This window comes from Skermania piniformis (genome assembly GCF_019285775.1).
Lineage (GTDB): Bacteria > Actinomycetota > Actinomycetes > Mycobacteriales > Mycobacteriaceae > Skermania > Skermania pinensis.
The window spans coordinates 2323594-2347878 of the sequence record NZ_CP079105.1; the positions used below are offsets into that span (position 1 = coordinate 2323594).

The following is a 24285-nucleotide window of genomic DNA, read 5'->3' on the forward strand; positions in this document are numbered from 1 at the left end:
ACAATCATGTCTGACTCCCCCCGTTTCGACCGTGCCGAGCTCGACGAGATGGTCCAGCGCTGGCTGAAGGCCAACCAGGATTGCGAGGCCGCCGGCGACTGGCGTCCGCTCGCCGACTTCTATACCTCCGACGCCACCTACGGCTGGAATTACGGCCCCACCCAGGAATTCATGGCCGTCGGCCGGGACGAGATCCGCGACATCGCCGTCGGATTGGAAATGGACGGGCTGGACGGCTGGACCTACCCGTACCAGGACTGGGTGATCGACGACCGCACCGGCAACCTGATCGGGCTCTGGAAGCAGATCAGCGACCGCACCCGGGCGGACGGCAGCCACTACTCCCCCGGCGGCATCGGCGGCAGCTGGTTCCGCTACGGCGGCAACTTCCAGTGGTCCTGGCAGCGCGACTTCTTCGACTTCGGCAACGTCAGCGCGCTGTTCCTGGAGATGATCACCGACAACACGTTGTCCGACGGCATGCACAAGCGGATCGCCCGGGCCACCTCCGGTGAGCCGATGCCGGGCTGGTATCCGATCGGCCAGGCGCCGGTGCCGTTGTGGTAGCCGGCGCGTTCGCTCACCTCACCCGCGAGCAACTGGCGATCCTGGTGCCCGAGCTGCTGCTCACCGGGCACCTGATCGACCGGTCCGGGATGGCGCACACGATCGGCGCGTTCGGCCGGGACGGCATGGCCGAGGTGGCGATCACCGAATGGCAGGTCGCCAGCCCGGTCTACACCCGCCGGATGCGCGACGCGCTGCGCATCACCGGCGACGGAGTGGAGACGATCTTCAAGGGTCTCCAGCTCGACATCGGCGCCCCGCCACAGTTCATGGACTTCCGGTTCCGGGTGGACGACCACGACCACGGCGAGTTCTGGCTCGACCATTGCGGCGCGCTGGCGGACGTAGAGCCGATGGGCGAGGACTACGTCCGGTCGATGTGCCACGACATCGAGGACCCGACCTTCGACGCGACCGCCTTGGCCACCAATCCGTACGCCCAGGTGCGCCCGATCCACCGGCCGCCGCGGGTGCCGGCGGACCGACGTCCGGTGTGCGCCTGGACGGTGATCATCGACCCGGCGCACGTGCCGCCGACCGAACCGTCGGGCGCCGCGCGGATCGCCGGCTCGGCCGCGGCCCAGGTCGTGCTGGACCCGGTCGATCCGGCCGACCCCGGACAGTCCGATTACGCCGGGCCGCTGTTGTCCGACTTGCGGTTTCCCGATTTTTCCCGGTCCGCGCTGGCCCGGATGGCCGACGAAGTGTGTTTACAACACCACCTGCTCACGCTGGGCTTCCGGTTCGCGCTGACCGAACGCGCCGATCCGGCCACGACCGTCGATATCCTGCGCAAGCAGTTCACCGGGATCGCCGGTCTGACCACCGAGCGGCTGGCCCACGCGCTGCAGCGAATCGATCCGGGGCCGACCGACCCGGCCCGACTGCTTGCCCTGCACCCGGCATGGAACCCGTTGCAGTACACCGGGGTCCGCATCGAGTCGGACGCCGACGGGGTGCTGCTGCGGATCCCGCGGGACAGCCCGGCGGTCCGCGACGGCGCCTGGCCGTCCGTGCTCGACGCGACCCATCTGGAGCCGATCCAGGCGATGGCCCGGGGGCTCGATCCGCGATATCGCGCAGAGACGCTCGACGATTCTGCCGACGCGCTCACCATCGGGCTGCGGCTGGGCGAGCAGCCCTACCCGGAGTCCGGCGAGGTGGCGATCACCCGGTTCAGCACCGGCGCCGAGTTCCAGTTCACCGACCGCGGCATTCCGCTGCCGCTGACGGTGGTTTGACTCGCCGGTCGGTCAGCCGGCAGCAGCCTTGCACACCGTCACCGGAACATGCTTGCTCAACGGCTGATCGCTCTGCTCGGAATAGTCGCCCACCGCGCAGAGCGCGTTGAGTTCCGGCATGTAGCCCGCGACGCTGCCCGTGGGGATGTCGTAGGCGACCGCCCGATAGCCGTAGACCGAGCGGGTGGACCCGTCGCGGGCGTGGCTGGTGATATCGATCAGCTCGAACTCGCCGAGGCCGAGCTCGGTCATATCGGCCCGGCTCATGAACAACAGGGTGCGCAGGTTCTTCACCCCGCGGTAGCGGTCGTTGTCGGAATAGATCGTGGTATTCCACTGGTCGTGCGACCGCATCGTCTGCAACATCAACTGTCCCGGCACCGGCAAAACATCGGGCAGCTCCGCAGTGTGGAACTCGGCTTTACCGGTGGAGGTCAGGAAGATCCGCTCCCGCGCCGGCTGCGCGATCCGGAACCCGAGATGTTCGCGCACCCGTCGGTTGAAGTCCTCGAAACCGGGCAACACCTGCGCCATCGTGTCACGGATCCGGTCGTAGTCGTCGACGTAGGATGCCCACGGCGTTTTCGACTCGGGCAAGGTCGCCTGCGCCATGCCGGCCAGAATTGCGCACTCGGAACGTAATTCGGGCGCGGCCGGCGGCCGGTTGCCGAAGGACAGATGCACCTCGCTCATCGCGTCCTCGACGGTGATGCCCTGCGGGCCGGCGGCCTGGACGTCGCGTTCGGTGCGACCGAGGCACGGCAGGATCAGCGCGCGCCGACCATGCACCAGATGACTGCGGTTCAGCTTGGTACTCACCTGTACGGTCAGCTCGGTATTGCGTAGCGCGGCAAACGTATACGTGGTGTCCGGCGCAGCGAGCACGAAGTTGCCACCGAGCGAGACGAATACCCGCACCCGTCCCTCGCGCATCGCCGGGATGACGTGCACCGTGTCCAGCCCGTACGCGCGGGGCGACTTGATATCGCACACCTGGTCCAGCCGGGTCAGGAAGTCTTCGGTCGGGCGATGGTTGATCCCGCAGGTCCGGTTGCCCTGGACGTTGCTGTGGCCGCGCACCGGCGACGGACCGGCCCCTTCCCGGCCGATGTTGCCGCGCAGCAGCAGCAGGTTGACGATCTCGCGGATGGCGTCGACCGCGTGTTCCTGCTGAGTGACCCCCAGGCACCAGGCGATCACCGTCCGGTCGGCAGCTATGTAGTCCTGCGCCATCGCCCGCATCGTCGCTTCGTCCACCCCGGACTGGTGGACCAGCTCGGCCCAGTCGGCGGCGGTCACCAGGTCGCGGTACTGCACGAAGTCTGCGGTGTAGGCGCGCAGGAACTCCTGATCGAGCACGTCGGGGTCGGTCTCGGCTGCTTCGAGTACCGCCTTGGCCACGCCGCGGACCAGCGCCATATCACCACCGATCCGGGGCTGCACCGACATCGTGCCGGTCGGCGTGGCCCGGAAGGTGGCCATCGCGAGGAACTCGTGCGGGATGATCGTGCGCCGCGCGCCCGCCTCGATCAGCGGATTGACGTGGACCACCTTGGCCCCGCGGCGGTAGGCCTCGGCCAGCGAGGTCAGCATCCGCGGCGCGTTCGACGCGGCGTTGACGCCCATCACCCAGATCAGGTCGGCGGCGTCCCAGTCGTCGATCGAGCAGGTGCCCTTACCGGTGCCGATCGCCGCCTGCAAGGCCCGACCGGACGCCTCGTGACACATGTTGGAGCAGTCGGGCAGGTTGTTCGTGCCGAACTCGCGCACCCACAGCTGATAGAGGAACGTGGCCTCGTTGCTGAGCCGGCCGGAGGTGTAGAAGGCGGCCTCGTCCGGGCTGTCCAGGCCCCGCAGTGTCGAGCCGACCAGCTCGAACGCAGCGTCCCAGGAGATCGGCACGTAGCGGTCGGTGGCCGGGTCGTAGCTCATCGGCTCGGTCAGCCGGCCCTGATCCTCCAGGGCGAAATCGGTCCAGGAGTTCAGCTCGGTCACCGTGTGCCGGGCGAAGAATTCCCGCTCCACCCGCTTGGGGGTCATCTCCCAGGTGGTGTGCTTGATCCCGTTCTCGCACAGGTCCAGATGCAGACCGTGCCGGTCGTCCGGCCAAGCGCACCCGGGACAGTCGAACCCGCTGTTCTCGTGGTTCATCTTCAGCATCTCGCGCGGTCCGCGGATCGGCTCGCGCGTCTTCAGCAGCACTCGGCCGACCGAACGCGCCGCGCCCCACCCCGCGCTGGGTGCGTGGTCGTCGCGCTGCGACGGGCGGCGATCGTCGGCGGGCCCGCGGCTGCGAGCCGGCCGTCCGGGCGCGCCCTGACTCTGGTCGTCTCCGGGGACGGGACCGATTTCCGATGTCATGCTTGCGACTCGCTTTCGGTTCTGCGCGAAGACCGGCCCGATCGGACGATCGCCATATCCAGGATTCCCGACCGGCCGATCCAGGTCAACCTGACGAACGCGGCCGTGACCGGCGCATACGGTAGCATCTAGACACATGTCCGAACTGTCGTCCACCGGCGTCGAGGCCACCCGCCGACGCCTGACCGAGAAGCAGGCCGACACCGTCGATCGCCTGACCGCCGCCGCGGTGGCTGTGGTATCCCGGGAAGGATACTCGGGCACCACCATTCGGCTCGTCGCCGCCGCCGCCGGAGTGGGTACGGCCACCGCCTACACCTACTTTTCGTCCAAGGAGCATCTGATCTCCGAGGTCTACTGGCGACGACTGGTCGCCAGCCCCACGCCGGACCTCACCGATGCCGACCGAGCGACCCGAGTGGTCGCCGTGTTGCGCCAGATCTCGATGCTGGTCGCGCACGATCCGGCGCTGGCCCAGGCGGTCAGCAGCTCGCTGCTCGGCGACGATCCGGATGTCAAGCATCTGCGCGTTCGGATCGGCCGGGAGATCCGGCACCGACTGGCCGACGCGCTCGGCGCGCCCGACCCGGACAGCCTGGCGATGCTGGAGCTGATCTACGCCGGCGCGATGCTGCAGGGCGGGATGGGCTTGCTGTCCTACGCGCAGGTCGGCGATCTGCTGGAGGTCAGCGCGCGCCGATTGCTTGCCGCAGACACACGCCCGTAGTACCGTCCAGACACATGTCCAACAATTTGTCCGGACAGCCGGAAGGACCGACGATGACCCTGGCCGAGCCGCAGCAAGTGTCGAGGCCCAGCGGCGAGCACGGGCACCTGGACGAGTTCCGTACCGATCCGATCGGTCTGATGCGCCGGGTCCGTGCCGAGTGCGGTGACGTCGGCAGCTTCGAGTTGGCCGGCCGGGACGTGATCATGCTGTCCGGCGCCGAGGCCAACGAGTTCTTCTTCCGCGCGGCGGATCAGGACCTCGACCAGGCCGCCGCGTACCCGTTCATGAAACCGATCTTCGGTGAAGGGGTCGTCTTCGACGCACCCCCCGAGCGGCGCCGGGAGATGCTGCACAACCAGGCACTGCGCGCCGACTTCATGCGTAAGCACGCCGCCACCATCGCCGCCGAAGTGGACCGGATGCTCGCCGGATGGGGCGACGAGGGCGAGATCGACCTGCTGGAGTTCTTCGCCGAGCTGACCATCTACACCTCGTCGGCATGCCTGATCGGGGTCAAGTTCCGCAATCAACTCGACGGCCGATTCGCGCACCTCTACCACGAACTCGAGCAGGGCACCGACGCACTGGCCTACGTGGACCCGTACGCGCCGATCGAGAGCTTCCGCCGCCGCGACGAAGCACGGGTCGAACTGGTCGAGCTGGTCCAGACGATCATGGATCAGCGCGCCACCGCTCCCCCGGCCGGCAAGGGCGACCGGGACATGCTGGACGTGCTGATCTCCATTCCGGACGAGCACGGCAACCCGCGGTTCTCGGCCAGCGAGATAACCGGCATGTTCATCTCGATGATGTTCGCCGGCCACCACACCACCTCCGGAACTGCGGCGTGGACGATCATCGAGCTGCTGCGTCACCCCGAGACCCTGGCCGGGGTGGTCACCGAATTGGACCAGCTGTACTCCGACGGCGCCGAAGTCAGCCACCACGCGCTCCGCCAGATCCCGAACCTGGAAGCAGTGCTGAAGGAGACGCTGCGGCTGCACCCACCGCTGATCATCCTGATGCGGATCGCGCAGGACGACTTCGAGGTCTGCGGGTACCGCATCGCCAACGGCGACATGGTGGCCGCCACGCCGGCCGTGTCGAACCGGATCGCCGAGGACTTCCCCGACCCGGACACCTTCGACCCCGGTCGCTATATCGATCCTCGCCAGGAGGACCTGGTCAACCGCTGGACCTGGATTCCGTTCGGTGCCGGGCGGCATCGCTGCGTCGGCGCCCCGTTCGCGCTGATGCAGCTGAAGGCGATCTTCTCGATCCTGCTCCGGGACTGGGAGTTCGAGCTGGCCCAGCCTTCCGACAGCTACCGCAACGACCACTCCAAGATGGTCGTACAGCTGGCCCAGCCCTGCCGGGTGCGGTACCGCCGGCGGCAACGGTGAGCCCGGTGGAGCCCGAAATCGTTGCTTCCCAGGCTATCCCGGATGGATTCGACTTCATCGAACCCAGTCTCTGGGAAACCCGGGTACCCACCGCCGAATTCGCCCAGCTCCGGCGTACCACGCCCGTCTGGTGGAACGCGCAGACCGATGCGCGGTCCGGCGGGTTCGACGACGGCGGCTTCTGGGTGGTCAGCCGGCACGCGGACGTCAAGGAGGTCTCGCGCCGATCGGACCTGTTCTCCTCCGAGCGCAACGGTTCGATCATCCGACTGCCCGGCGCGATCACCAAGGACCAGATCGAGGTCACCCGGACCCTGCTACTGAACATGGATGCGCCGCGGCACACCAAGATTCGTCGGATCGTGTCCAAAGGGTTCACCCCACGCGCGGTGCAGGGCCTACGGGATGCGTTGGCCGAGCGGGCCGCCGCGATCGTGCACGCCGCCGAACGCGAGGGCGGTGGCGATTTCGTCGAACAAGTCGCCTGCGAGCTGCCGCTGCAAGCGATCGCCGAGCTGCTCGGCGTACCCCAGGAAGACCGGCACAAGCTGTTCGACTGGTCGAACCAGATGCTCAACTACGACGATCCGGAATACGGCGATCCGACGTCCACCTCGTCGGCCACCCAGGCATCGGTCGACCTGCTCGGCTACGCCTGGAACCTCGCCGAACAGCGTCGGACCGATCCCGCCGGCGACATCGTCAGCACGTTGGTCCACGCCGAGATCGACGGCGAGGCACTCGGCTCGGACGAGTTCGGCTTCTTCGTGATCCTGCTCGCCGTGGCCGGCAACGAGACCACCCGCAACGCGATCACCCACGGCATGAAAGCGTTCGTCGACCGGCCCGGGCAGTGGGAGCTCTACCGAGCCGAACGTCCCCGCACCGCAGCCGACGAGATCGTTCGCTGGGCCACCCCGGTCACCGTCTTCCAGCGGACGGCGGTCGCCGACACCGAACTCGCCGGGCAACCGATCCGGGCCGGGCAACGGGTCGGGCTGTTCTACGGCTCGGCGAACTTCGACGAGGAGGCGTTCGAGCATCCGTTCGACTTCGACGTCCAGCGCGATCCGAATCCACATCTGGGCTTCGGGGGTACCGGCGCGCACTACTGCGTCGGCGCAAACCTGGCACGGCTGGAACTGGAACTGATCTTCGACGCGATTGCCGAGACAATGCCCAACCTGAGTCAGGTAGCCGAGCCGCAACGGCTACGCTCCAGCTGGATCAACGGCATCAAACACTGGCGGGTCCGGTACCGCTAGACAGCTGGCACCGTGAGACGAGGGGAAGCTTCATGCGGATCGCGCTGCTGTCCTATCGCAGTAAGAACCACAGCGGCGGACAAGGTGTCTACGTCCGTTATCTCAGCGCCGGCCTGGCCGAACTCGGCCATCAGGTCGAGGTGTTCTCCGGGCAGCCTTATCCGGAACAGCTCGACCCGCGGGTCCGGCTGACCCGGGTGCCCAGCCTGGATCTCTATCAGGACGAGAACCCTTTCCGCACACCACATCCGCGCGAGATCCGGGACCGAATCGATCTGGCGGAGCTGACGACCATGTGGACCGCCGGGTTTCCCGAGCCGCGCACCTTCAGCCATCGGGCGGCCCGCCTGCTGCGCACCCGGGTCGCCGATTTCGACGTGGTGCACGACAACCAGTGCCTGGGCTACGGATTGCTCGGGATCGCCGAGCGGCTGCCACTGGTCGCCACCATCCATCACCCGATCACCCGCGACCGGGCAGTCGATCTGGCGGCCGCACCGATGCGGCGCAAGTTGTTCGTGCACCGCTGGTACGGCTTTCTGCGCATGCAACGCAAAGTCGCGCAACAGATCCCGGACCTGATCACGGTGTCCGGTTCGTCGGCCGACGACATCGTGACCGACTTCGGCGTCAAACCGGAACAGCTGCACACCGTTCCGCTCGGGGTCGACACCGACCTGTTCCGGCCGCGGTCGGCGGCTCGGGTGCCCGGCCGAATCGTCGCCGTCGCCAGCGCCGACAAGCCGCTGAAAGGCATCTCCCATCTCCTTACCGCGGTTGCCGAACTCCGGCACACTCGCGACGTCGACCTGCACCTGGTCGCCCGGCTGGAGCCCAACGGGCCTACCGAGAAGCTGATCGCCGAACTGGGACTGGCCGATGTCGTCACCGCGTCGGCCGGATTGACCGACGAACAGCTGGCCGACTTGCTCGCGTCCGCCGAGGTCGCCTGCATACCCTCGCTCTACGAGGGATTTTCGCTACCCGCGGTCGAGGCGATGGCCAGCGGCACCCCGCTGGTCGCCAGCCGCGCCGGCGCATTGCCCGAAGTGGTCGGCGACGCGGCCGAACTGGTGCCACCCGGCGACGCCGCGGCACTTGCCGCGATCCTCCGCCGGCTGCTCGGCGACCCGGCCCGGCGCGCCGAGCTGAGCGCCGCCGGGCGGCGCCGAGCGCTGGATCGCTACAGCTGGGCAGCGGTCGGCGCCCAGACCGCCGCCATCTACCGGCGGGCGATCGACCGACACTCCGGACAGATCGGAGCGCGACATGCTGACCGTTGATTACGACCGACTGGGCGTCGGGCCGGACACGCGGGTGATCGATGTCGGGTGCGGCGCCGGTCGGCACTCGTTCGAGGCCTACCGCCGGGGCGCCGATGTCGTGGCGTTCGATCAGAATGCCGCCGATCTGGCCGAGGTCGAGGTGATGTTCGCGGCGATGAGCGAGGTCGGCGAAGCACCGGCGCACGCGAAAGCCGAGACGGTGCAGGGCGATGCGCTCGACCTGCCGTACGGCGACGGCGAGTTCGACGTGGTGATCGCCTCGGAGATCCTGGAACACATCCCGGACGACGACGCTGCCATCGCCGAGCTGGCTCGGGTGGTGAAGCCGGGCGGGAAGCTGGCGGTGACCGTGCCGCGTTGGCTGCCCGAGCGGATCTGTTGGGCGTTGTCCGAGGAGTACCACGCCAACGAAGGCGGGCACGTGCGGATCTACCGCGCGGATCGGCTGCGCGACAAGATCCTTGCGCACGGGCTGGACTACCGCGGGCAGGATTTCGCGCACGCGTTGCACTCCCCCTATTGGTGGCTCAAGTGTGCGGTGGGCAGCTCGAACGACCGGCATCCGCTGGTTCGGGGTTACCAGCGGGTCCTGGAGTGGGACATCGTTTCCGCGCCCGCGGCGACCCGCACCGCCGAGCGGGCGCTGAACCCGTTGATCGGCAAATCGGTCGCACTGTACTTCGACAAACCGCTGTATTTCGACAAACCTTGCTGACCGCAGCAGCTCTACGACAGACGGGTTCGGCTATCGCCGTCACGCAGGAGCCGAGCGGCGCGATTCCCTGGTTTCCCGGCGGGCACACCGATCCGTGGGATCACGTCGAATCGGCGATGGCGCTGACCGTTACCGGATTGCTCGACGAGGCCCGCGCCGCCTACCTCTGGTCGGCGCAGACCCAACGTGACGACGGCTCCTGGCCGATGCAGACCCGCGCAGGCGTGGTCGAGATCGGCGACGCCGACACCAATTTCTGCGCGTACCTGGCCACCGGAGTTTTGCACTACGTGCTTGCCACCGATGACGACGATTTCGCTGTCGAGTTGTGGCCGACGGTGCGGGCCGGCATCGAGTTCGTCCTCGGCTGCCAGGTCGGTCGATACGGCGAGATCGGCTGGTGCGCAAACGAACACGGTGGTCACGGCGAAGCGCTGCTGGCCGGTTGCGCCAGCATCTATCACAGCCTCGGCTGCGCGATCGAACTCGCCGAACGGCTGGCTGACCGGCAACCGGCGTGGGCGGCGGCGCGGCGCCGGCTCGGCACGGCACTGCGCGCGCACCCCGATGCCTTCCTGGACAAGCAGCGCTATTCGATGGACTGGTACTACCCGGTGCTCGGCGGCGCAGTGCGCGGCGCCGAGGCACACGCCCGGATCGCCGCCCGGTGGGACGAGTTCGTCGTGCCGGGCCTCGGCATCCGCTGTGTTGCGGACGCGCCCTGGGCGACCGGCGCCGAAACCTGCGAGCTGGCACTGGCATTGGACACGATCGGCGACCACGACCGGGCCGCCACGCTGGTCGACGACATGCAACATCTGCGCGAGACCGACGGCTCCTACTGGACCGGCCTGGTCTTCGCCGACGGCAAACGCTGGCCCGAGGAACGCACCAGCTGGACCGGTGCTGCAGTGATCTTGGCGACCGACGCGATCACCCGCGGAACTCCGGCGAACGGCATTTTCCGTGATCATCCGGCGGCCCACTGACTCGGTGGCCACCCCTGTCGCTGGTGTGTCCTCCGGGGGTGGCGGTACCAGTCGGCGGGGCGGTGGTAGGTGTTGGTTCGGGGTGTGCGGTGCGGGTCGAGCCAGGCGGGTGGGAGCCATTCGATCCGTCCGTATTCGTCGTGGCGGACGGCCCAGCCGTGGTCGGCCAGCGTGTGGTGATGCCCGCAGACGGGGGCGAGGTTGGTGACATCGGTCGCGCCGCCCTCGGCCCAAGCGGTGGTGTGGTGGTATTCGCAGTCGAGGGCGGGCCGAGCGCACGCGGGGAAGCTGCACCCGCCGTATCGGGCGGTCGCCACGATCCGTTGGTCGGGCGAGGCGAGACGTTTCGACCGGCCCAGATACAACGGTTGCTCGGTGTGGGTGTCGAACACGGCCAGGTAATGCCAGGCATGCGCCGCCATCGGCGACCAGGTCCCGGTACGGGATCAAAGTCCCACCGGCAGTGGTGGCTTTCCCCCCGTTCCCGCCCGGGCTACGACCCGGCACCGGCAGGCACGACGCCTCAGATACGGCGGGTGCAGTGGTGGCGGCGGTACCGGCGGCGGTTTCCAGGTCGTGCAGGGTGGTGGTGACGATCACCGTGACCGGCAACCCCCGATGCCGACCGAGGTCGCCGGACGCGATCGCCGCGCGCAGGACCGCGTGTAACGCGTCGTGGTTACGTTGGGTCGGGGTCCGCTGATCCCGGCGGGCTCGATCGTCGGACACCTCACCATCACGGACCGCAGTATCGACGGCGGGGGTGTCGTCGTCGGGGTTACACATTCCGGGGGCGGCGTACTTCGCGAGGATCGTTTCCAGATAGGCCCGCAGTTCCGGGGAGATATACCCGGTGACCCGGCTCATCCCGTCACGCTCCTGCTCCCCGACCCGGATACCACGCTTACGGGCACGATCACGATCATCCGACAGCGAACCATCCGGGTTCGCAGACCGCATCCAGATGAACCGCCACCGTACGGAGCTGATCCGGCCGCACCGTGCCCGCGACGGTGGCGAGCTGTTTCTCCGCCTCCACCCGAGTCGGATAATCCACCCCACTCGGGAGGTCCCGCAGAAACGTCCGGATGACCCGCACATGATCACGCCCGATCACACCCGCCTCCACCTTCCCCGCAGTCGCCGGCAGCACCGCCTGCACCGCCTGCCCCGTCATCGTCAACCCGGGCGTCAAGTCCGCGGATTCGAACAATCGGGCGGACGCTTCTTTCGGGGTGATCCGCAACGCATCCGCCAGCACATCCCGGGACCGCTGCCCACCGAACTCCTCCCCAGGGGCTTCGGCCACAACCCGGATCAACCGGTACCCGAGACCGGTCACCCGCCGCTGCACCCGCTCCAACTCCCGCAACACACCCAACGCGGCAGTACCCGAATCCGGCAACAACACCGCCAGACCGTCGAGCGCGGCATCGATCACAGCAACCGCGTCGGCTGCCGTCACCAAGCCTTCACTACTCGAACGCATGTTCGAATGCTATCGAACGTCCGGCGATGCCGCAAGAAACCAGACCAGAAGCCCAGAAAACCCACATCGGTGACGTCGAGGACTCAGCCGCAAGCCGCCCCGCGACGCAAAATTCTCAGCGAGCCGGTAACCGACAGTTCGGTGAACGCGCCGCTGTCCATTGCACGGCGATAGATATGAAACGGTGCCTGCCCACCGTCGGCAGGGTCCGGGAACACATCATGAATCGCCAAAAGCCCGCCGCCGGCCACCCAGTGCACCCAGTTGTCGTAATCCCGCTGCGCCGCCTCCTCGGTGTGCCCACCATCGATGAACAACAGCTGCACCGGCGTCCGCCACCACCGCGCCACCACGCCCGACGACCCCACAATCCCGACCACCACGTCGGTCAGGCCCGCTCGAACGATACTGCGCCGAAACTCGGTCACCGTGTCGAACGTCCCGGTCACCGGATCGACCAACGACGAATCGTGGTACTCCCAGCCCGGTTGATGCTCTTCCGAGCCCGAGTGATGATCCACCGTGACCACCGTCGCGCCCACCTCCCGAGCCGCAGCGCCCAGATAGATCGCCGACTTCCCGCAGTAGCTACCGATCTCCAAGATCACGCCGTCGCCGACATAGGCCCGCACCGCGTCGTAGAGCGCACGCCCTTCGACGGGTGGCATGAACCCGGTCACCTGCTCGGCGAACGCCAGCAAGTCCACCGGCCTCACTTGTGCGGCACCGCCAACAGCACTCATTTGTGCGGCACCGCCGACAGCGTTCACTTGTGCGGCACCGCCAACAGCGTTCACTTGTGCGGCACCGCCGACAGCACTCATTTGTGCGGCACCGCCGCAACCGCCCCGCCGTCGACCACGAACTCGGCGCCGGTCGAATACGCCGACTCGTCACTGGCGAGGAATAACACGAATGCCGCCGCCTCGGCCGGCCGGCCCGGTCGGCCCAGCGGGATGGTTACCAGATCGTCCGGAATGTTCGCGGTCATCGGCGTCCGAATCAAGCCGGGGTGCAACGAGTTCACCCGGATATTGTGCGGCGCCAGCTCGAGCGCCGCGGACTTCGCCAAACCACGCACGCCCCACTTGGACGCGACGTAACCGTGCGCCCACGGGGCGCCGCGCAAACCCTCGATCGAGGACACGTTGACGATCGAGCCACCGCCTGCGGCGATCATCGGATCGACGACGGACTGCATGCCGAGGAAGGTGCCGGTCAGGTTCACATCCAAAATCTGGCGCCACTTGTCCAACCGGAACGTCTGTAACGGCGCCCCGTTGATGATGCCGGCGTTGTTCACCAGAACGTTCAGCTTGCCGAACTCGGCGACCGCTGTGCCCACCGCGGCGGTCCAGTCGTCCGGATCGGTGACGTCGAGATGCACATAACGGGCCGCGTCGCCGAGCCCGGCCACCAGTTCAGCGCCTTCGTCGTCGCGAACATCGCCGACCACCACCTGCGCGCCCTCGGCGACCAGCAGCTCAGCGAACGCCGCACCCATCCCCCGCGCTCCACCGCTGATCAGCGCCACTTTTCCGGTAACACGTCCCATTCGGCCACGCTAACATGAGATCTGGAAGACAATCCAGAACACTGTCCAGACAGTTATCGGTCGACGGTTATCCCAAGGAGCTGCCGTGCCCATTCGCGTCGCCCAGGTCGGCACCGGAAATGCCGGCAGGCTGACCCTCGCCGGATTGATCGACAGTCCGGACTACGAGCTGACCGCAGTCTGCGTCTCGACCCCGGAGAAGGTCGGCCAAGACGCTGCTGCGCTGGCCGGCCTGCCCGGCACGACCGGTATCGCGGCGACCGACGACCTGGATGCGCTGCTTGCCACCCGACCGGACTGCGTCGTCTACTGCGCGATGGGCGATACCCGGCTGCTGGAGGCGATCGACGACTGTCGCCGAATTCTGGTCGCCGGAGTGAACGTGGTCGGCTCGGCACCCGGCCTGCTGGCCTATCCATGGCAGGTGCTGCCGCCGAAGTTCGTCGAGCCGATCGAGACTGCGGCGCAGCAGGGTCAAGCCAGCGTGTTCATCACCGGAGTGGACCCCGGCTTCGCCAACGACCTGCTGCCACTCGCGCTCACCGGCACCTGCCAAACCGTCGAGCAGGTGCGGTGCCTGGAGATCGCCGACTACGCCAGTTACGACGGCGGGACGGTCATGTTCGACGTCATGGGCTTCGGCAAGCCGGTCGGCGAGCTTCCGATGCTGCTACAACCCGGTGTGTTGGGGATCGCCTGGGGCACCACGATCCGCCAGCTCGCCGCCGGGCTCGGGATCACCGTCGACGCGATCACCGAAGACTTCGAGCAAGTACCGGCACCGGAGGCGTTCGACGTGGCCGCCGGACACATACCCGAGGGCGGGGTGGCTGCGTTGCGGTTCGAGATCCGCGGGATGGTGGGCGACCGGGCCGTTGTCGTCGTCGAGCACGTCACCCGGCTGCGCGACGACTTGCGTCCGGACTGGGCGCGCCCGGCACAACCGGGCGGCGCCTACCGGATCGAGATCACCGGCGAGCCGTCCTACGCGGTGGACATCTGCCCGAGCAGCCGGCGCGGCGACCACAACTACGCGGCGATCCTGGCCGCCGCCGGTCGGATCGTGAACGCCATTCCGGCCGTCTCGGCCGCCCCGCCCGGCATCCGCACCACCCTGGACCTTCCCCTGGTCACCCGGCCCGGCCGGGTGACGGTGGGCAGGTCCGAATGATCGAAAGGTGAACACGATGAAGACCCGACTGCGCTGCCCGTGTGGCGAGTACCTCCGCGGCGACGACGAAGACGACCTGATCGCCAAAACCCAGGCCCACCTGGCCGAACAACATCCCGGCCACGACTACAGCCGCGAGGAGATCCTTTTCCTCGCTTACTGACCTGCCGGTAGCCGATCCCGAGGTCACGCTCACTCGGCGAGTTGTAGGGCGATGTCCGGCCGGGTGCCAGGACTGCACGATAGTTAGTTTACAATTGCAACTATTGTTCGTCGGGCACCGCCGCCCGGGCGCCCGATCGACCACGACAGAAGAGCTATCCGTGACTGCTACTCGCCCCGACACCGGGTTCCGCCTAGCCCGCGACCACCCGAACTACAAATGGATCGCGCTGTCGAACACCACGCTCGGCATGCTCATGGTCACGATCAACTCGTCGATCGTGATCATTTCGCTGCCGGCCATCTTCCGCGGGATCGAACTCGACCCGCTGGCTCCCGGCAACGTCGGCTACCTGCTCTGGTTACTGATGGGCTTTCTGCTCACCTCGGCCGTGCTGGTGGTGATGTTCGGTCGGCTCGGCGACATGTACGGCCGGGTCCGGATCTACAACGGCGGGTTCGTCGTCTTCACCGTCGCCGCGGTCGCGTTGTCGGTCGACCCGTTCGACCACGGCGGCGGTGCGCTCTGGTTGATCGGCTGGCGGGTCGTCCAAGGCGTCGGCGGGGCGATGCTGATGGCCAACGCGGCCGCGATCCTGACCGATGCGTTCCCGGCGGATCAACGTGGCGTGGCGTTGGGCATCAACCAGGTTGCGGCGGTCGCCGGCTCGTTCCTCGGCCTGCTGATCGGGGGTCTGCTGGCCGAATGGGACTGGAAGGCGATCTTCTGGGTGAGCGTGCCGTTCGGCTTGGTCGGCACGGTGTGGTCTTATCGATCACTGCACGACAGCGGCATCCGCACCCCCGGCAGGCTGGATCTGCCCGGCACGCTTACCTTCGCGCTCGGTCTGACCGCGCTGCTCACCGGAATCACCTACGGTATCCAGCCCCACGGCGGCGCCAAGACCGGCTGGACCAATCCCTGGGTGCTCTCGGCCGTGGTCGCCGGCTCGGCGTTGCTGGCCCTGTTCTGTCTGATCGAGTTCCGGACGCGGCAACCGATGTTCGATCTCGCCCTGTTCGGCAGCCGAACCTTTGCGCTGGGAAATCTGGCGGCACTGCTGGCCGCGATCGGCCGGGGCGGCCTGCAATTCATGCTGATCATCTGGTTGCAGGGGATCTGGCTGCCGCTGCACGGCTACGACTACGAGTCCACCCCGTTGTGGGCGGGCATCTACCTGCTCCCGCTGACGATCGGTTTCCTGGTGTCCGGGCCGCTGGCGGGCTGGTTCTCCGACCGGTACGGCGGACGACTGTTCGCCACCGGCGGGCTGTTGCTGGCAGCGGCGACCTTCGTGGCGTTGGTGCTGATCCCGGTAGATTTCGACTATCGACTGTTCGCCTTGATCATCTTGCTCAACGGGCTCGGCATGGGCATCTTCACCTCGCCCAACACCGCCGAGGTCATGTCTGCGGTACCGGCCGAGCGGCGCGGCGTCGCCTCCGGCATGCGTGCCACCCTGATGAACGGTGGCATGGCTCTGTCGATCGGGATCTTCTTCTCGCTCATGGTGGTCGGCATGTCGCCGACCCTGCCCGGCGCGATGGACGAGGGCCTGCGCGCACAGGGCGTGTCGGCGGACGTCGCGGGACAGGTCGCCGAACTACCCCCGGTGGGCAGTCTCTTCGCCACCCTGCTGGGCTACAACCCGCTACGAGAACTGCTCGGCCCGAGCGGCACCCTGGATCAACCGGGCGTCGACGCCGCCGAGCTGACCGGGGAACAGTTCTTCCCGCATCTGATCTCCGGACCGTTCCATTCCGGGCTGATCGCCGTGTTCGGCGCAGCCGGCTTGATGATGCTGCTGGGCGCGTTCGCCTCCTGGTTCGCCCGCGACAAACGCGGTTGACACCCGGGCATGCCGTTGCAACCATCCGATGGCCGCCGACGACGGGATTCGAAATGACTGCCGACCTGATCACCGAACAGCCGCACGACAGCACCACGCGGATCGAGCTCGGCGCGATGCACCTCGCTGTGATCCGACACGAACAGGTCACCATCGCGCAACTGCCGCAGCTGTTCGATCCCGGCTTCACCGCACTCGGTGCAGCGATCGCCGCCGACCGATTCCAGCCGACCGGGCCCGCTCTGGCGGTGTATCGCAGCGACCCGCAGCAGCCGTTCGACCTGGACATCGGCTTTCCGATCGCACGACCCCTCACCACGCCGCTCGAATCCGCCGGACTCACGATCGAACCGGGTGCGGTAGCAGCCGGCCCGGCATTCGTGTTATCGCAGATCGGCCCGTACGACGGGCTCGGTGCCGCGTGGGGCAAGCTGATGAGTGACGTGGTCGCGGCGGGCGCGACCCCTGCCGTGCTGCTCGAGGTTTACGTGACCCAACCCACACCGACGACCAACCCGGCCGAGCTGCGTACCGACCTGTTCGCACTGCTGGCCGGCGGACAGTAGACCGGCTACAGATCGTCGGGGGCCAGCAATCCGTCCTGCAGCGCTCGGGCGAGCAACGCGGCTGTGGTCGTGCCGTCCGCCGGCCCGGCGCGTGCCGGTCCGAATTCGGTCCAACTCCGCCGGTACGCGGTCCCCTGCTCCGCATATCGGCCGGCCGAGCAACCAGGTGAGAAACACCTGCCGCTGGCGTTCGGTCGGCCCGGACTCGAATGCTGCGCACGCACACGACCTGCGTCACCGACGGACATCGTCCGCCTGGTCATCTCGCTTCCGATTGCAAGCAGAACGTCGCTGGCTACCCGGCGACCTCCTCCCGCCCGTACATCAGAACACCGAACCGATTCACTCGGCTACGTGACAGCGCTAGAGCTGAACCTCTGATTTATATTGCAATCTCCACCTGAACTTGATATTCAGGTCAAGCGAATAGGGAAATATAGGGACCGGAAACCTCCTGTGTATCCGGTTCCACACAGAGTGAGGGTGCATCGATGGCGAATCCGGCCAGATCCGACGACTCCAACTCCAGCCGTGCTCGCCTGATCGCGGCCGGCCGGGCAGCGCTCGTCGACGCGAACGAAGCATTGCTGGTCAGTGGCTTGACGATCGATCAGGTGACCAAGCGCGCCCGCGTCTCCCCGCAGACCTTCCACAACATCTATCCGGGCCGATCGAGCGCCCAGGTTCTCGGCGGGAAGGAAGCGTTCATCGCCGAGCTGCTCGGCTCGCTGCACGTCAACTCGATCGCCAACTGGCGCCCGGGGCTCGAAGAAGTGATCGCCGACCGGATGGCGGCGGCAAACGGCGATCCGCGCGAGGCGATTCGGGGAATCTGCCGATGGAACTTCGAGCACACTCTCCGCGATCCCGGCACCCAGCTCCGGTTCGTCGCTTGTGCTACCGCGCGGGACAACCCGCGTGCGGCCGCCTCGATCAACGCCGGATACAACGAACGAAAAGAGCTGACCAGCGAGGCCGTCACGCACCTACTCCGTTCGTGGGGCGCGAACCTGCGCCAACCGTTCACCGTGGACTTGCTGAGTCTCGCCTTGCGGGCGCTGCTGGAAGGCCTGGTGCTGCGGGCGCGATTCGATCCGGCTGCCGTCCCCCCGACCCTCTACGGCGATATCGTCCTGGGCATGATCGGCTCGGTGGTCGATGTCGAAGGCCGGCACGAGCATGTCGACGATGCCATGGAACCGGTTGCCACGGCCGCCATGAGGCATTTCGTCGACGAACAGCCGATTCCCGACGACCCGGAACAGGTGATCATCGACGCCGCGCGCCTCGAGTTCGCCGGACGCGGCTACTTCCGTACCGAACGAAGCCATATCGCAGTTCGCGCCGGGATCGATCCGGATACCTTGCGCCGGCTCTTCCCGACCAATGTCGACATCGTGGTTGCCGCGCTCACCCCGGCATTCGAGAGTCTGCGCAAGCGGGTATCCACCGGCGTCCGGCTGCAACAGCCCGCCACTCAGATCCTCAACCAGTACGGCCGCCGACTGGCCGAGCTGATCATCTCCGAACGGCCGTTCTTCGACGCGATGGCCCTCCTGATCGCCTTGCACACCGCGCAGGGCCAGGTCGACACCACCCGCATCCGCGACGAGTTGAACTTTTCCAGTTTGATCAGCGAGGTGATCGCGGCGGAGCAGAAACGCGGAAAGATCATCGATACGGTGCCCGCCGGCGAGATCGCCGCCACCTACACCAACAACGTCCTGTTCCGCGGCATGGCCCGACGCACCGAATCAGCCGACGAGATCGTCGCTACCGTCGACCGGATCGTGCTGCACGGCGCGCTGGTCACCGACCCCGCCGTGGTGAGCTGAACTACCGGCGAACAACGCGCGAACCACCGATAGCTCACCCTCGATCTCGACGAGTCCGAGCGCACAGGCCTCGTCGAGGGATAAAGCGCCGGCCGCAAGACCGAGGACGACGGTCTGGTCGCCCCGGACCACGGCGTCGAGATCACGGCCGTCGTGGGGACCGACGGCGTAACCCGAGTCCGTCACCTGCAGTTGGAGCAGCGGACCACCGACCTGGAGGCCGACGGTCGCTGCCGAACGTGGGCGCCCGCGGCCGTCGAGCAGCGCAGGCACTGCCAGGGCCAACCATCCGGGACGGGTAGCCTCCCCGACCGCCGGACCGCTCCGCATCAACGGAACGGACCAGCGAATCAAGCCCTCGATCGGTTCCCGCAGTTGTCTCCCCCATGAGGTCAAGGCGTACTCGACCACGCTGCCCGTGCCGGCCAACCGCCGCTCGACCACGCCGGCAGCCTCCAGGTCACGAAGTCGATCCGCCAGCAGATTGGTTGCGATACCGGGCAGTCCGTCGATCAGGTCGCGATACCGCACCGGAGAGATCAGCAGTTCTCGAACGATCAGCAGGTTCCACCTGTCGCCGACGAGCTCGAGCGCGCGCGCGAGCCCGCAGTACTGGCCGTAGCTGCGCATCTCCCTCCTTACTTGAGAATTTAAAGCATGCGTGACAGTGTCAATCATAACGAACCGGGAGGAGCCCTCATGTCCGAGATCAGCACCACGATGACCCGACCTGCATGGGTCGACGACCAGCTGTTTCCGTTCGAGAGTCGGTTCATCGACATCGACGGGCACGCCGTGCACTACCTCGACGAGGGCACGGGGCCCACCCTGCTGTTCCTACACGGCAATCCGACCTGGTCGTTCTTGTGGCGCGACGTGATTCGGCCGCTACGTGCGGATTTCCGCTGCGTTGCGCTGGATTACCCCGGCTTCGGACTGTCCGCCGCCGCGCCCGGTTACCGATACTTCCCGGAGGAGCACGCCGAGGTGGTGACCGGGCTCGTCGACGCTCTCGGCCTGACCGGCGTCACCCTGGTCGGACAGGACTGGGGCGGCGCGATCGGTCTGGCTGTCGCGGAACGACGGCCGGGCATCTTCGAGCGGCTGATCCTGGCCAACACCTGGGCCTGGCCGGTCGCCGGCGAGCTGCACTTCGAGGCCTTCTCCCGGATCATCGGTGGGCTCCCGATGCGATTTCTGATCCGACACCTGAACCTGCTGGTCGGTACCTTCCTTCCGATCGGTCACCGGCGGCGCAAGCTCACCTCGGTGGAGATGGACCACTATCGGCGCGCGTTGGACACCCCGGCACGGCGCCAGGCGTGCGCCGTACTGCCCGGCCGGGTGCTCGCCAGCCACGACTTCTTCGCCGAGCTCGAAGCCGGCCTGCCCGAGCTCGGGCACTTGCCGGCCTTGATCATCTGGGGCGACGCCGACATCGCCTTCCGCCGCCAGGAGCGCGAACGCCTGGAAGCGACCTTCCCCGACCATGAAACCGTCATCGTCGAAGGCGCCGGTACCTACACCGAGTCCGACGCACCCGAGGAGTTCGTTGCTGCGATCCGCAACTGGCGCGCGATGAGCGGTACGCATTGACCCGGCTCCGAGCGAGCGCGCCGCAGGGACGTCAAGAGCGAAGCACGGTCGAGTCGAGGACCGGCCACCCATGAGCCAGGAGCCGTGGTAGCGGCTCCGGCACCCCCAAGCCGAAACCCTGGGCGAAATCGACACCGATCCGGGCCAGGGTGTCCAGTTCGTCCGGGGAGTCCACGCATTCGGCGACGGTCTGCATTCCGAGCGCTCTGGCGACCTGGATGATCGCCGCCAGAATGTGTTGGTTGGCCGGACAGTCCCGCAGGTCCACGATCAACGACCCATCGATCTTGAGCAGATCGAGCGGCAGCTTCCTGAGGTAGCTGAAACTTGCGAAACCCGAACCGAAGTCATCGAGCGCGCAGGAGCAGCCCAGCTCGTTGACAGCGCGCAAGAAGCGGCCGGCGGTGGAAAAATTCATCATCGCGGTCGTCTCGGTGACCTCGAACACGATCTTGCTTCGCTCGATTCCCGGCACCGACAGCGCATCGAGCAGGAAGTCGAGGAAGTCCGGACTCTGCACCGAGCACGCCGACAGATTTACCGACACCATGCTGAGCTCGGCATACCGGTCCGGATGAGCGGCCAGGGACGAAACCAATTCCCGCACCACCCATCGGTCGACGACCTCGATGAGGCCGAACCGCTCGCACGCGGGGATGAACCGACCGGCGGGAACCACGTCGCCCTCGACTTGAGAACGGTCCGAACCGAATACGTTGACCAACCGCAGCAGTAGTTCGAGCCCGACCAGCTGCGGCGCGGCCGGATCGGTGCGTCGGATGGGTTGCCCGAACAGCTGCAGGCCGTCGTGATCGAGCGCCCACCGCACCCATTCGACCCAGCGCGCGTCGCTGATCGACGGCCCGGACCCAGGACCGCCGCTGACCGCCACCCGATCACGCCCGGCAGCCTTGGCCGCATAGCAAGCGGCTTCGGCATCGCGCAGCCCGGTTTCCGGATCCGGTGAGTCGTCGAGTGCCGCCACACCGACGCTGACCGAAATCCGGTGCACATTCTCACCCGAGCCGACCACCAGGTCACGAGCCGCCGCGCGCACCCGCTCGGCAAGGTCGAATGCAGCGGCAACCCCGCGCCCCGGCATGAGGATGGCAAAATCATCACCGTCCAACCGCGCCAGCACGTCCTCGGTCCCGATTGCGGCAGCGAGAAATCCCAGCAGCCGCCCCAGGATCGCATCGCCGACTTGGCGGCCGCTGATCTCATTGATCAATCTCATGTGGTCGACGTCGACGAAGCACAGGCTCGTCGGTGCGCCGACGGGGATTGCCACGGCCAGCCACCGGTCCAGTTCACGGCGATCGATCACCTCGGGCAACCGGGCCTCGACCACGCTCTCCCCGGCCCGTCGGGACGGCAGTCGGACCGGACCGACGTCCTGCGCCACGATCAGCATCACCGCCTCACCCGGCGCGGAGTCGAGCCGACGGACCGTGTGCCGCACGAGCCGCTGCCGGCCGGCCGCATCGACCATCGGCGCTTCCCAGACATCCACCTGGCCGGGTTCGGCGGCGACGAGCGCAGCCATCCGGCGCCAACGTTCCGGCCGGTCGGCAGTCGGATACAGGGACGTGATCGGCGCCTCACGCAGCGAGCCCGCATCGCGGCCGATCTGCTGTTCGGCGAATCGACTCGACTCGGCGATCGTGCCGTCGGCGCGAACCGCCAGCATCAGCAAGGAGCTTTCTTCGACGACCTCTCGAAGCAGATGATCGCCGAGCGGATTGTTGCCGAACTGCCCCGCCGTCACCGTCGAGTTCGGCCGCATCGCCATCCGCTCCAGCGCAGCACCGGTCAGGTCGGTCAGCGCACGCAGGGCTTGTCGTGTATCCGGGCCGAGTTCGACCCGATTCGCGCACGCCGTGTCGAACAGTGCCGCGACCGCGCCCGACACCATCACCGGCATACTCACGACGGCATGCATTCCCGCCTCGGCGAGCGCACGATGTTCGGGGTACGCGGGCTTGCCCCGCACGTCCTGCCACACCTTCATCTCCCGGTGTGCCACGACGAACGACATCGCCGTGCCCGGTGCGGCAAGCCGTTCGGGCGGGGAGGTTACCGGGACCTTGTCGACCAGCACGATCACGTCGAAGTAGTCCGACCGAGGCAAGGCCACGCTGACCCGGTCGACGGGCATGATCGAGGCCAGTGCCCGGCCGACCGTCTCGTAGACCTCCTGCGGCGAGCCGGCGGTGGACAACGCCAGTCCGGTTCGACCGACCTCGCGCGTCTGCGTCTGCAGCCGCCGCTCCCGGGCCACCGCCTCCCGACCGCGGGACAACAGCCGAAATCTGCCTAGATTGAGCGACAGAATAGCCGCGACCTCGGTCAACCGCCCGACATCCTGCGCGGTAATGGTGTCGCCGTCACGCTTGGCATAGTTCAGACTGCCGATCACCCGGGCACCGTCCCACAACGGCGCATTGATCAGCTCACGCATTCCGGCGTCGGCCAAGCTCACACCCTCGACCTCGAGCCGGTCGCGCGACGCGGTCCAGGTCTGCACCTGACCGGTGTCGATCGCGCGGCCGACGCCGCTGTTGTCCAGCTTGACCCGAAAGCCGATCGGCCATCGCCCGCTCGGCCCGGCGCTGGCCAGGACCTCGGCGGAATTCGGATCGTCCTCGGCAATCAGCGCGATGCTGGCCCGCCCCGCGTCGGCCTGCTCGGCAAGCCAGTCGGCGATCAGCTGGAACAACTCCTGCTCGGACTCGGCGAGCAGCGCCCCCTGGACCAGACCGGCGAGGTCGGCATCACGATTACTGTCCCCACTCATCGGACCTCCCACCCGTAAATCAGAACTTCAGCGGACCGCAGACCGGTTATTCGCCTTCGCTCGAACGTGACGCTACCCACCGAAGGACCTGCGTGATACGGAAAGCAGGCCCCGCGTACGTAACCGCGCAAACCGCAAGCAGAATTCGCCGTTGATCCACGAAGGTAGCTCGGCACCATGTCGAAATGTCCTGACATGAACCGTCGATGACGCAGAAAAAAATGCGAGAAAGCTGCCCCGAGTCGATTACCGGCGCTCGAAACAGTGCAGAGCAGGCAACACGCTTCCAGCAGAATCTGCTAAATCGGTAGCGCCCAGTTTACGCGGCGTCCGTCGCCTGCCGTGGACCGAACCGATTCGAGTGTCGCGGCGCACGACGTAAGCACCGTCGACGTGTCGGCCTACGACGCGTCCCGACCTGCCCTGACAGTCGTCGGAAGCGCCGGGGCCGCTCCCCGCGGAACCCGGGCCGCGATCATGATGCTGTCGGGTACACCGGAGCGCGGGGCATCCTGCATTCGTTGCAACCCGTGCGCGCCTCGCCCACTGCGCGCGTACGCCAGGATCTCGGCGAGCACCACGCCGAAGACGACGAAAACCAGGACGCTGGTGACGCGACGAACCACGGACATGCCATCCATGATCACCCGCAACAGGGCGGGACTGCACGCTTCGCCCAAAATCTGGCCATAAACTCAGGCACAGGG

22 protein-coding genes and 1 pseudogene are annotated in these 24285 nt (G+C 67.1%); 14 read left to right on the top strand and 9 right to left on the bottom strand.

The annotated features are described in order from the left end of the window. Window positions 1–6 precede the first annotated feature (6 nt). Window positions 7–567 (top strand): hypothetical protein, encoded by a 561-nt coding sequence (locus tag KV203_RS10805; RefSeq protein WP_066473818.1) that lies wholly within the window; start codon window positions 7–9, stop codon window positions 565–567. Continuing rightward, window positions 561–1808 (top strand): hypothetical protein, encoded by a 1248-nt coding sequence (locus tag KV203_RS10810; protein WP_246600118.1) that lies wholly within the window; start codon window positions 561–563, stop codon window positions 1806–1808. The genes KV203_RS10805 and KV203_RS10810 overlap by 7 nt, the downstream gene beginning before the upstream one ends. A 12-nt stretch (window positions 1809–1820) precedes the next feature. Here the strand turns inward: KV203_RS10810 and KV203_RS10815 are convergent, their stop codons facing one another. Continuing rightward, a complete protein-coding gene (locus tag KV203_RS10815) occupies window positions 1821–4169 on the bottom strand; it encodes an FdhF/YdeP family oxidoreductase (protein WP_083530283.1) in 2349 nt (782 codons plus the stop codon). Window positions 4170–4305: 136 nt separating this feature from the next. Here KV203_RS10815 and KV203_RS10820 point away from each other — a divergent pair, with 136 nt between their 5' ends. From KV203_RS10820 to KV203_RS10845, 6 genes are all read left to right on the top strand, one after another. Further along, entirely contained in the window at window positions 4306–4896 is a 591-nt protein-coding gene (locus KV203_RS10820) for a TetR/AcrR family transcriptional regulator (protein WP_066473806.1), read from the top strand. Window positions 4897–4949: 53 nt separating this feature from the next. Next, window positions 4950–6302, top strand: coding sequence for a cytochrome P450 (locus KV203_RS10825; protein WP_066473805.1), 1353 nt, complete (start codon window positions 4950–4952; stop codon window positions 6300–6302). Between the two features lie 5 nt (window positions 6303–6307). After that, on the top strand, window positions 6308–7567 hold the full coding sequence (locus KV203_RS10830) for a cytochrome P450 (protein WP_169797545.1): 1260 nt from the start codon (window positions 6308–6310) through the stop codon (window positions 7565–7567). A 32-nt stretch (window positions 7568–7599) separates the two neighbouring features. Continuing rightward, entirely contained in the window at window positions 7600–8850 is a 1251-nt protein-coding gene (locus KV203_RS10835) for a glycosyltransferase family 4 protein (protein ID WP_066473804.1), read from the top strand. Continuing rightward, window positions 8837–9568 carry a class I SAM-dependent methyltransferase gene (locus KV203_RS10840; protein ID WP_066473801.1) on the top strand — a complete coding sequence of 244 codons (732 nt, stop codon included), beginning with the start codon at window positions 8837–8839 and terminating at the stop codon, window positions 9566–9568. Before KV203_RS10835 ends, KV203_RS10840 begins: the two co-directional genes overlap by 14 nt. Window positions 9569–9684: 116 nt before the next feature. After that, window positions 9685–10557, top strand: a complete 873-nt coding sequence (locus KV203_RS10845) for a prenyltransferase (protein ID WP_246600119.1) — start codon at window positions 9685–9687, stop codon at window positions 10555–10557. Here the strand turns inward: KV203_RS10845 and KV203_RS19940 are convergent. From KV203_RS19940 to KV203_RS10865, 5 genes and pseudogenes are all read right to left on the bottom strand, one after another. Then, window positions 10539–10979: an HNH endonuclease signature motif containing protein gene (locus KV203_RS19940; RefSeq protein WP_066473795.1), complete on the bottom strand. Its 441-nt coding sequence runs from the start codon at window positions 10977–10979 to the stop codon at window positions 10539–10541. The genes KV203_RS10845 and KV203_RS19940 overlap by 19 nt on opposite strands. Window positions 10980–11157: 178 nt before the next feature. Beyond that, window positions 11158–11517 (bottom strand): annotated as a pseudogene (locus KV203_RS20080) (DUF222 domain-containing protein); the annotation flags it as partial. Then, entirely contained in the window at window positions 11480–12046 is a 567-nt protein-coding gene (locus tag KV203_RS10855; RefSeq protein WP_174522077.1) for a DUF222 domain-containing protein, read from the bottom strand. The pseudogene KV203_RS20080 and the gene KV203_RS10855, both read right to left, overlap by 38 nt. A gap of 83 nt (window positions 12047–12129) precedes the next feature. Further along, a complete protein-coding gene (locus tag KV203_RS10860; RefSeq protein WP_066473891.1) occupies window positions 12130–12789 on the bottom strand; it encodes a class I SAM-dependent methyltransferase in 660 nt (219 codons plus the stop codon). Window positions 12790–12866: 77 nt separating this feature from the next. After that, window positions 12867–13601 (bottom strand): glucose 1-dehydrogenase, encoded by a 735-nt coding sequence (locus tag KV203_RS10865; RefSeq protein ID WP_066473791.1) that lies wholly within the window; start codon window positions 13599–13601, stop codon window positions 12867–12869. 85 nt (window positions 13602–13686) lie between these two features. On the opposite strand from KV203_RS10865, the gene KV203_RS10870 reads away from it, so the two are divergent. The 5 genes from KV203_RS10870 to KV203_RS10890 all read left to right on the top strand — a co-directional run bounded on the left by KV203_RS10870 (window position 13687) and on the right by KV203_RS10890 (window position 19185). Then, window positions 13687–14772 carry an NAD(P)H-dependent amine dehydrogenase family protein gene (locus KV203_RS10870; protein WP_066473789.1) on the top strand — a complete coding sequence of 362 codons (1086 nt, stop codon included), beginning with the start codon at window positions 13687–13689 and terminating at the stop codon, window positions 14770–14772. A gap of 16 nt (window positions 14773–14788) precedes the next feature. Continuing rightward, the gene (locus tag KV203_RS10875) at window positions 14789–14935 is read left to right on the top strand and encodes a DUF1059 domain-containing protein (RefSeq protein WP_083530288.1); all 147 of its coding nucleotides are present in this window, start codon (window positions 14789–14791) and stop codon (window positions 14933–14935) included. Between the two features lie 250 nt (window positions 14936–15185). After that, window positions 15186–16784 carry an MFS transporter gene (locus tag KV203_RS10880; RefSeq protein WP_083530287.1) on the top strand — a complete coding sequence of 533 codons (1599 nt, stop codon included), beginning with the start codon at window positions 15186–15188 and terminating at the stop codon, window positions 16782–16784. Between the two features lie 53 nt (window positions 16785–16837). Beyond that, window positions 16838–17350, top strand: a complete 513-nt coding sequence (locus KV203_RS10885; RefSeq protein WP_066473784.1) for a GyrI-like domain-containing protein — start codon at window positions 16838–16840, stop codon at window positions 17348–17350. Between the two features lie 491 nt (window positions 17351–17841). Then, window positions 17842–19185 (top strand): TetR/AcrR family transcriptional regulator, encoded by a 1344-nt coding sequence (locus KV203_RS10890; RefSeq protein ID WP_066473778.1) that lies wholly within the window; start codon window positions 17842–17844, stop codon window positions 19183–19185. On the opposite strand, the gene KV203_RS10895 is transcribed toward KV203_RS10890, so the two are convergent. Continuing rightward, the gene (locus KV203_RS10895; RefSeq protein ID WP_083530282.1) at window positions 19105–19815 is read right to left on the bottom strand and encodes a winged helix-turn-helix transcriptional regulator; all 711 of its coding nucleotides are present in this window, start codon (window positions 19813–19815) and stop codon (window positions 19105–19107) included. The two genes, KV203_RS10890 and KV203_RS10895, sit on opposite strands and share 81 nt — an antisense overlap. Before the next feature lie 69 nt (window positions 19816–19884). Here KV203_RS10895 and KV203_RS10900 point away from each other — a divergent pair, with 69 nt between their 5' ends. Continuing rightward, on the top strand, window positions 19885–20781 hold the full coding sequence (locus KV203_RS10900) for an alpha/beta fold hydrolase (protein WP_066473776.1): 897 nt from the start codon (window positions 19885–19887) through the stop codon (window positions 20779–20781). Window positions 20782–20812: 31 nt separating this feature from the next. Here KV203_RS10900 and KV203_RS10905 read toward each other — a convergent pair whose 3' ends face one another. Continuing rightward, window positions 20813–23578, bottom strand: a complete 2766-nt coding sequence (locus KV203_RS10905; RefSeq protein WP_157079930.1) for an EAL domain-containing protein — start codon at window positions 23576–23578, stop codon at window positions 20813–20815. Between the two features lie 401 nt (window positions 23579–23979). Continuing rightward, window positions 23980–24210 carry a hypothetical protein gene (locus tag KV203_RS10910; protein ID WP_157079929.1) on the bottom strand — a complete coding sequence of 77 codons (231 nt, stop codon included), beginning with the start codon at window positions 24208–24210 and terminating at the stop codon, window positions 23980–23982. Window positions 24211–24285: the final 75 nt, after the last annotated feature.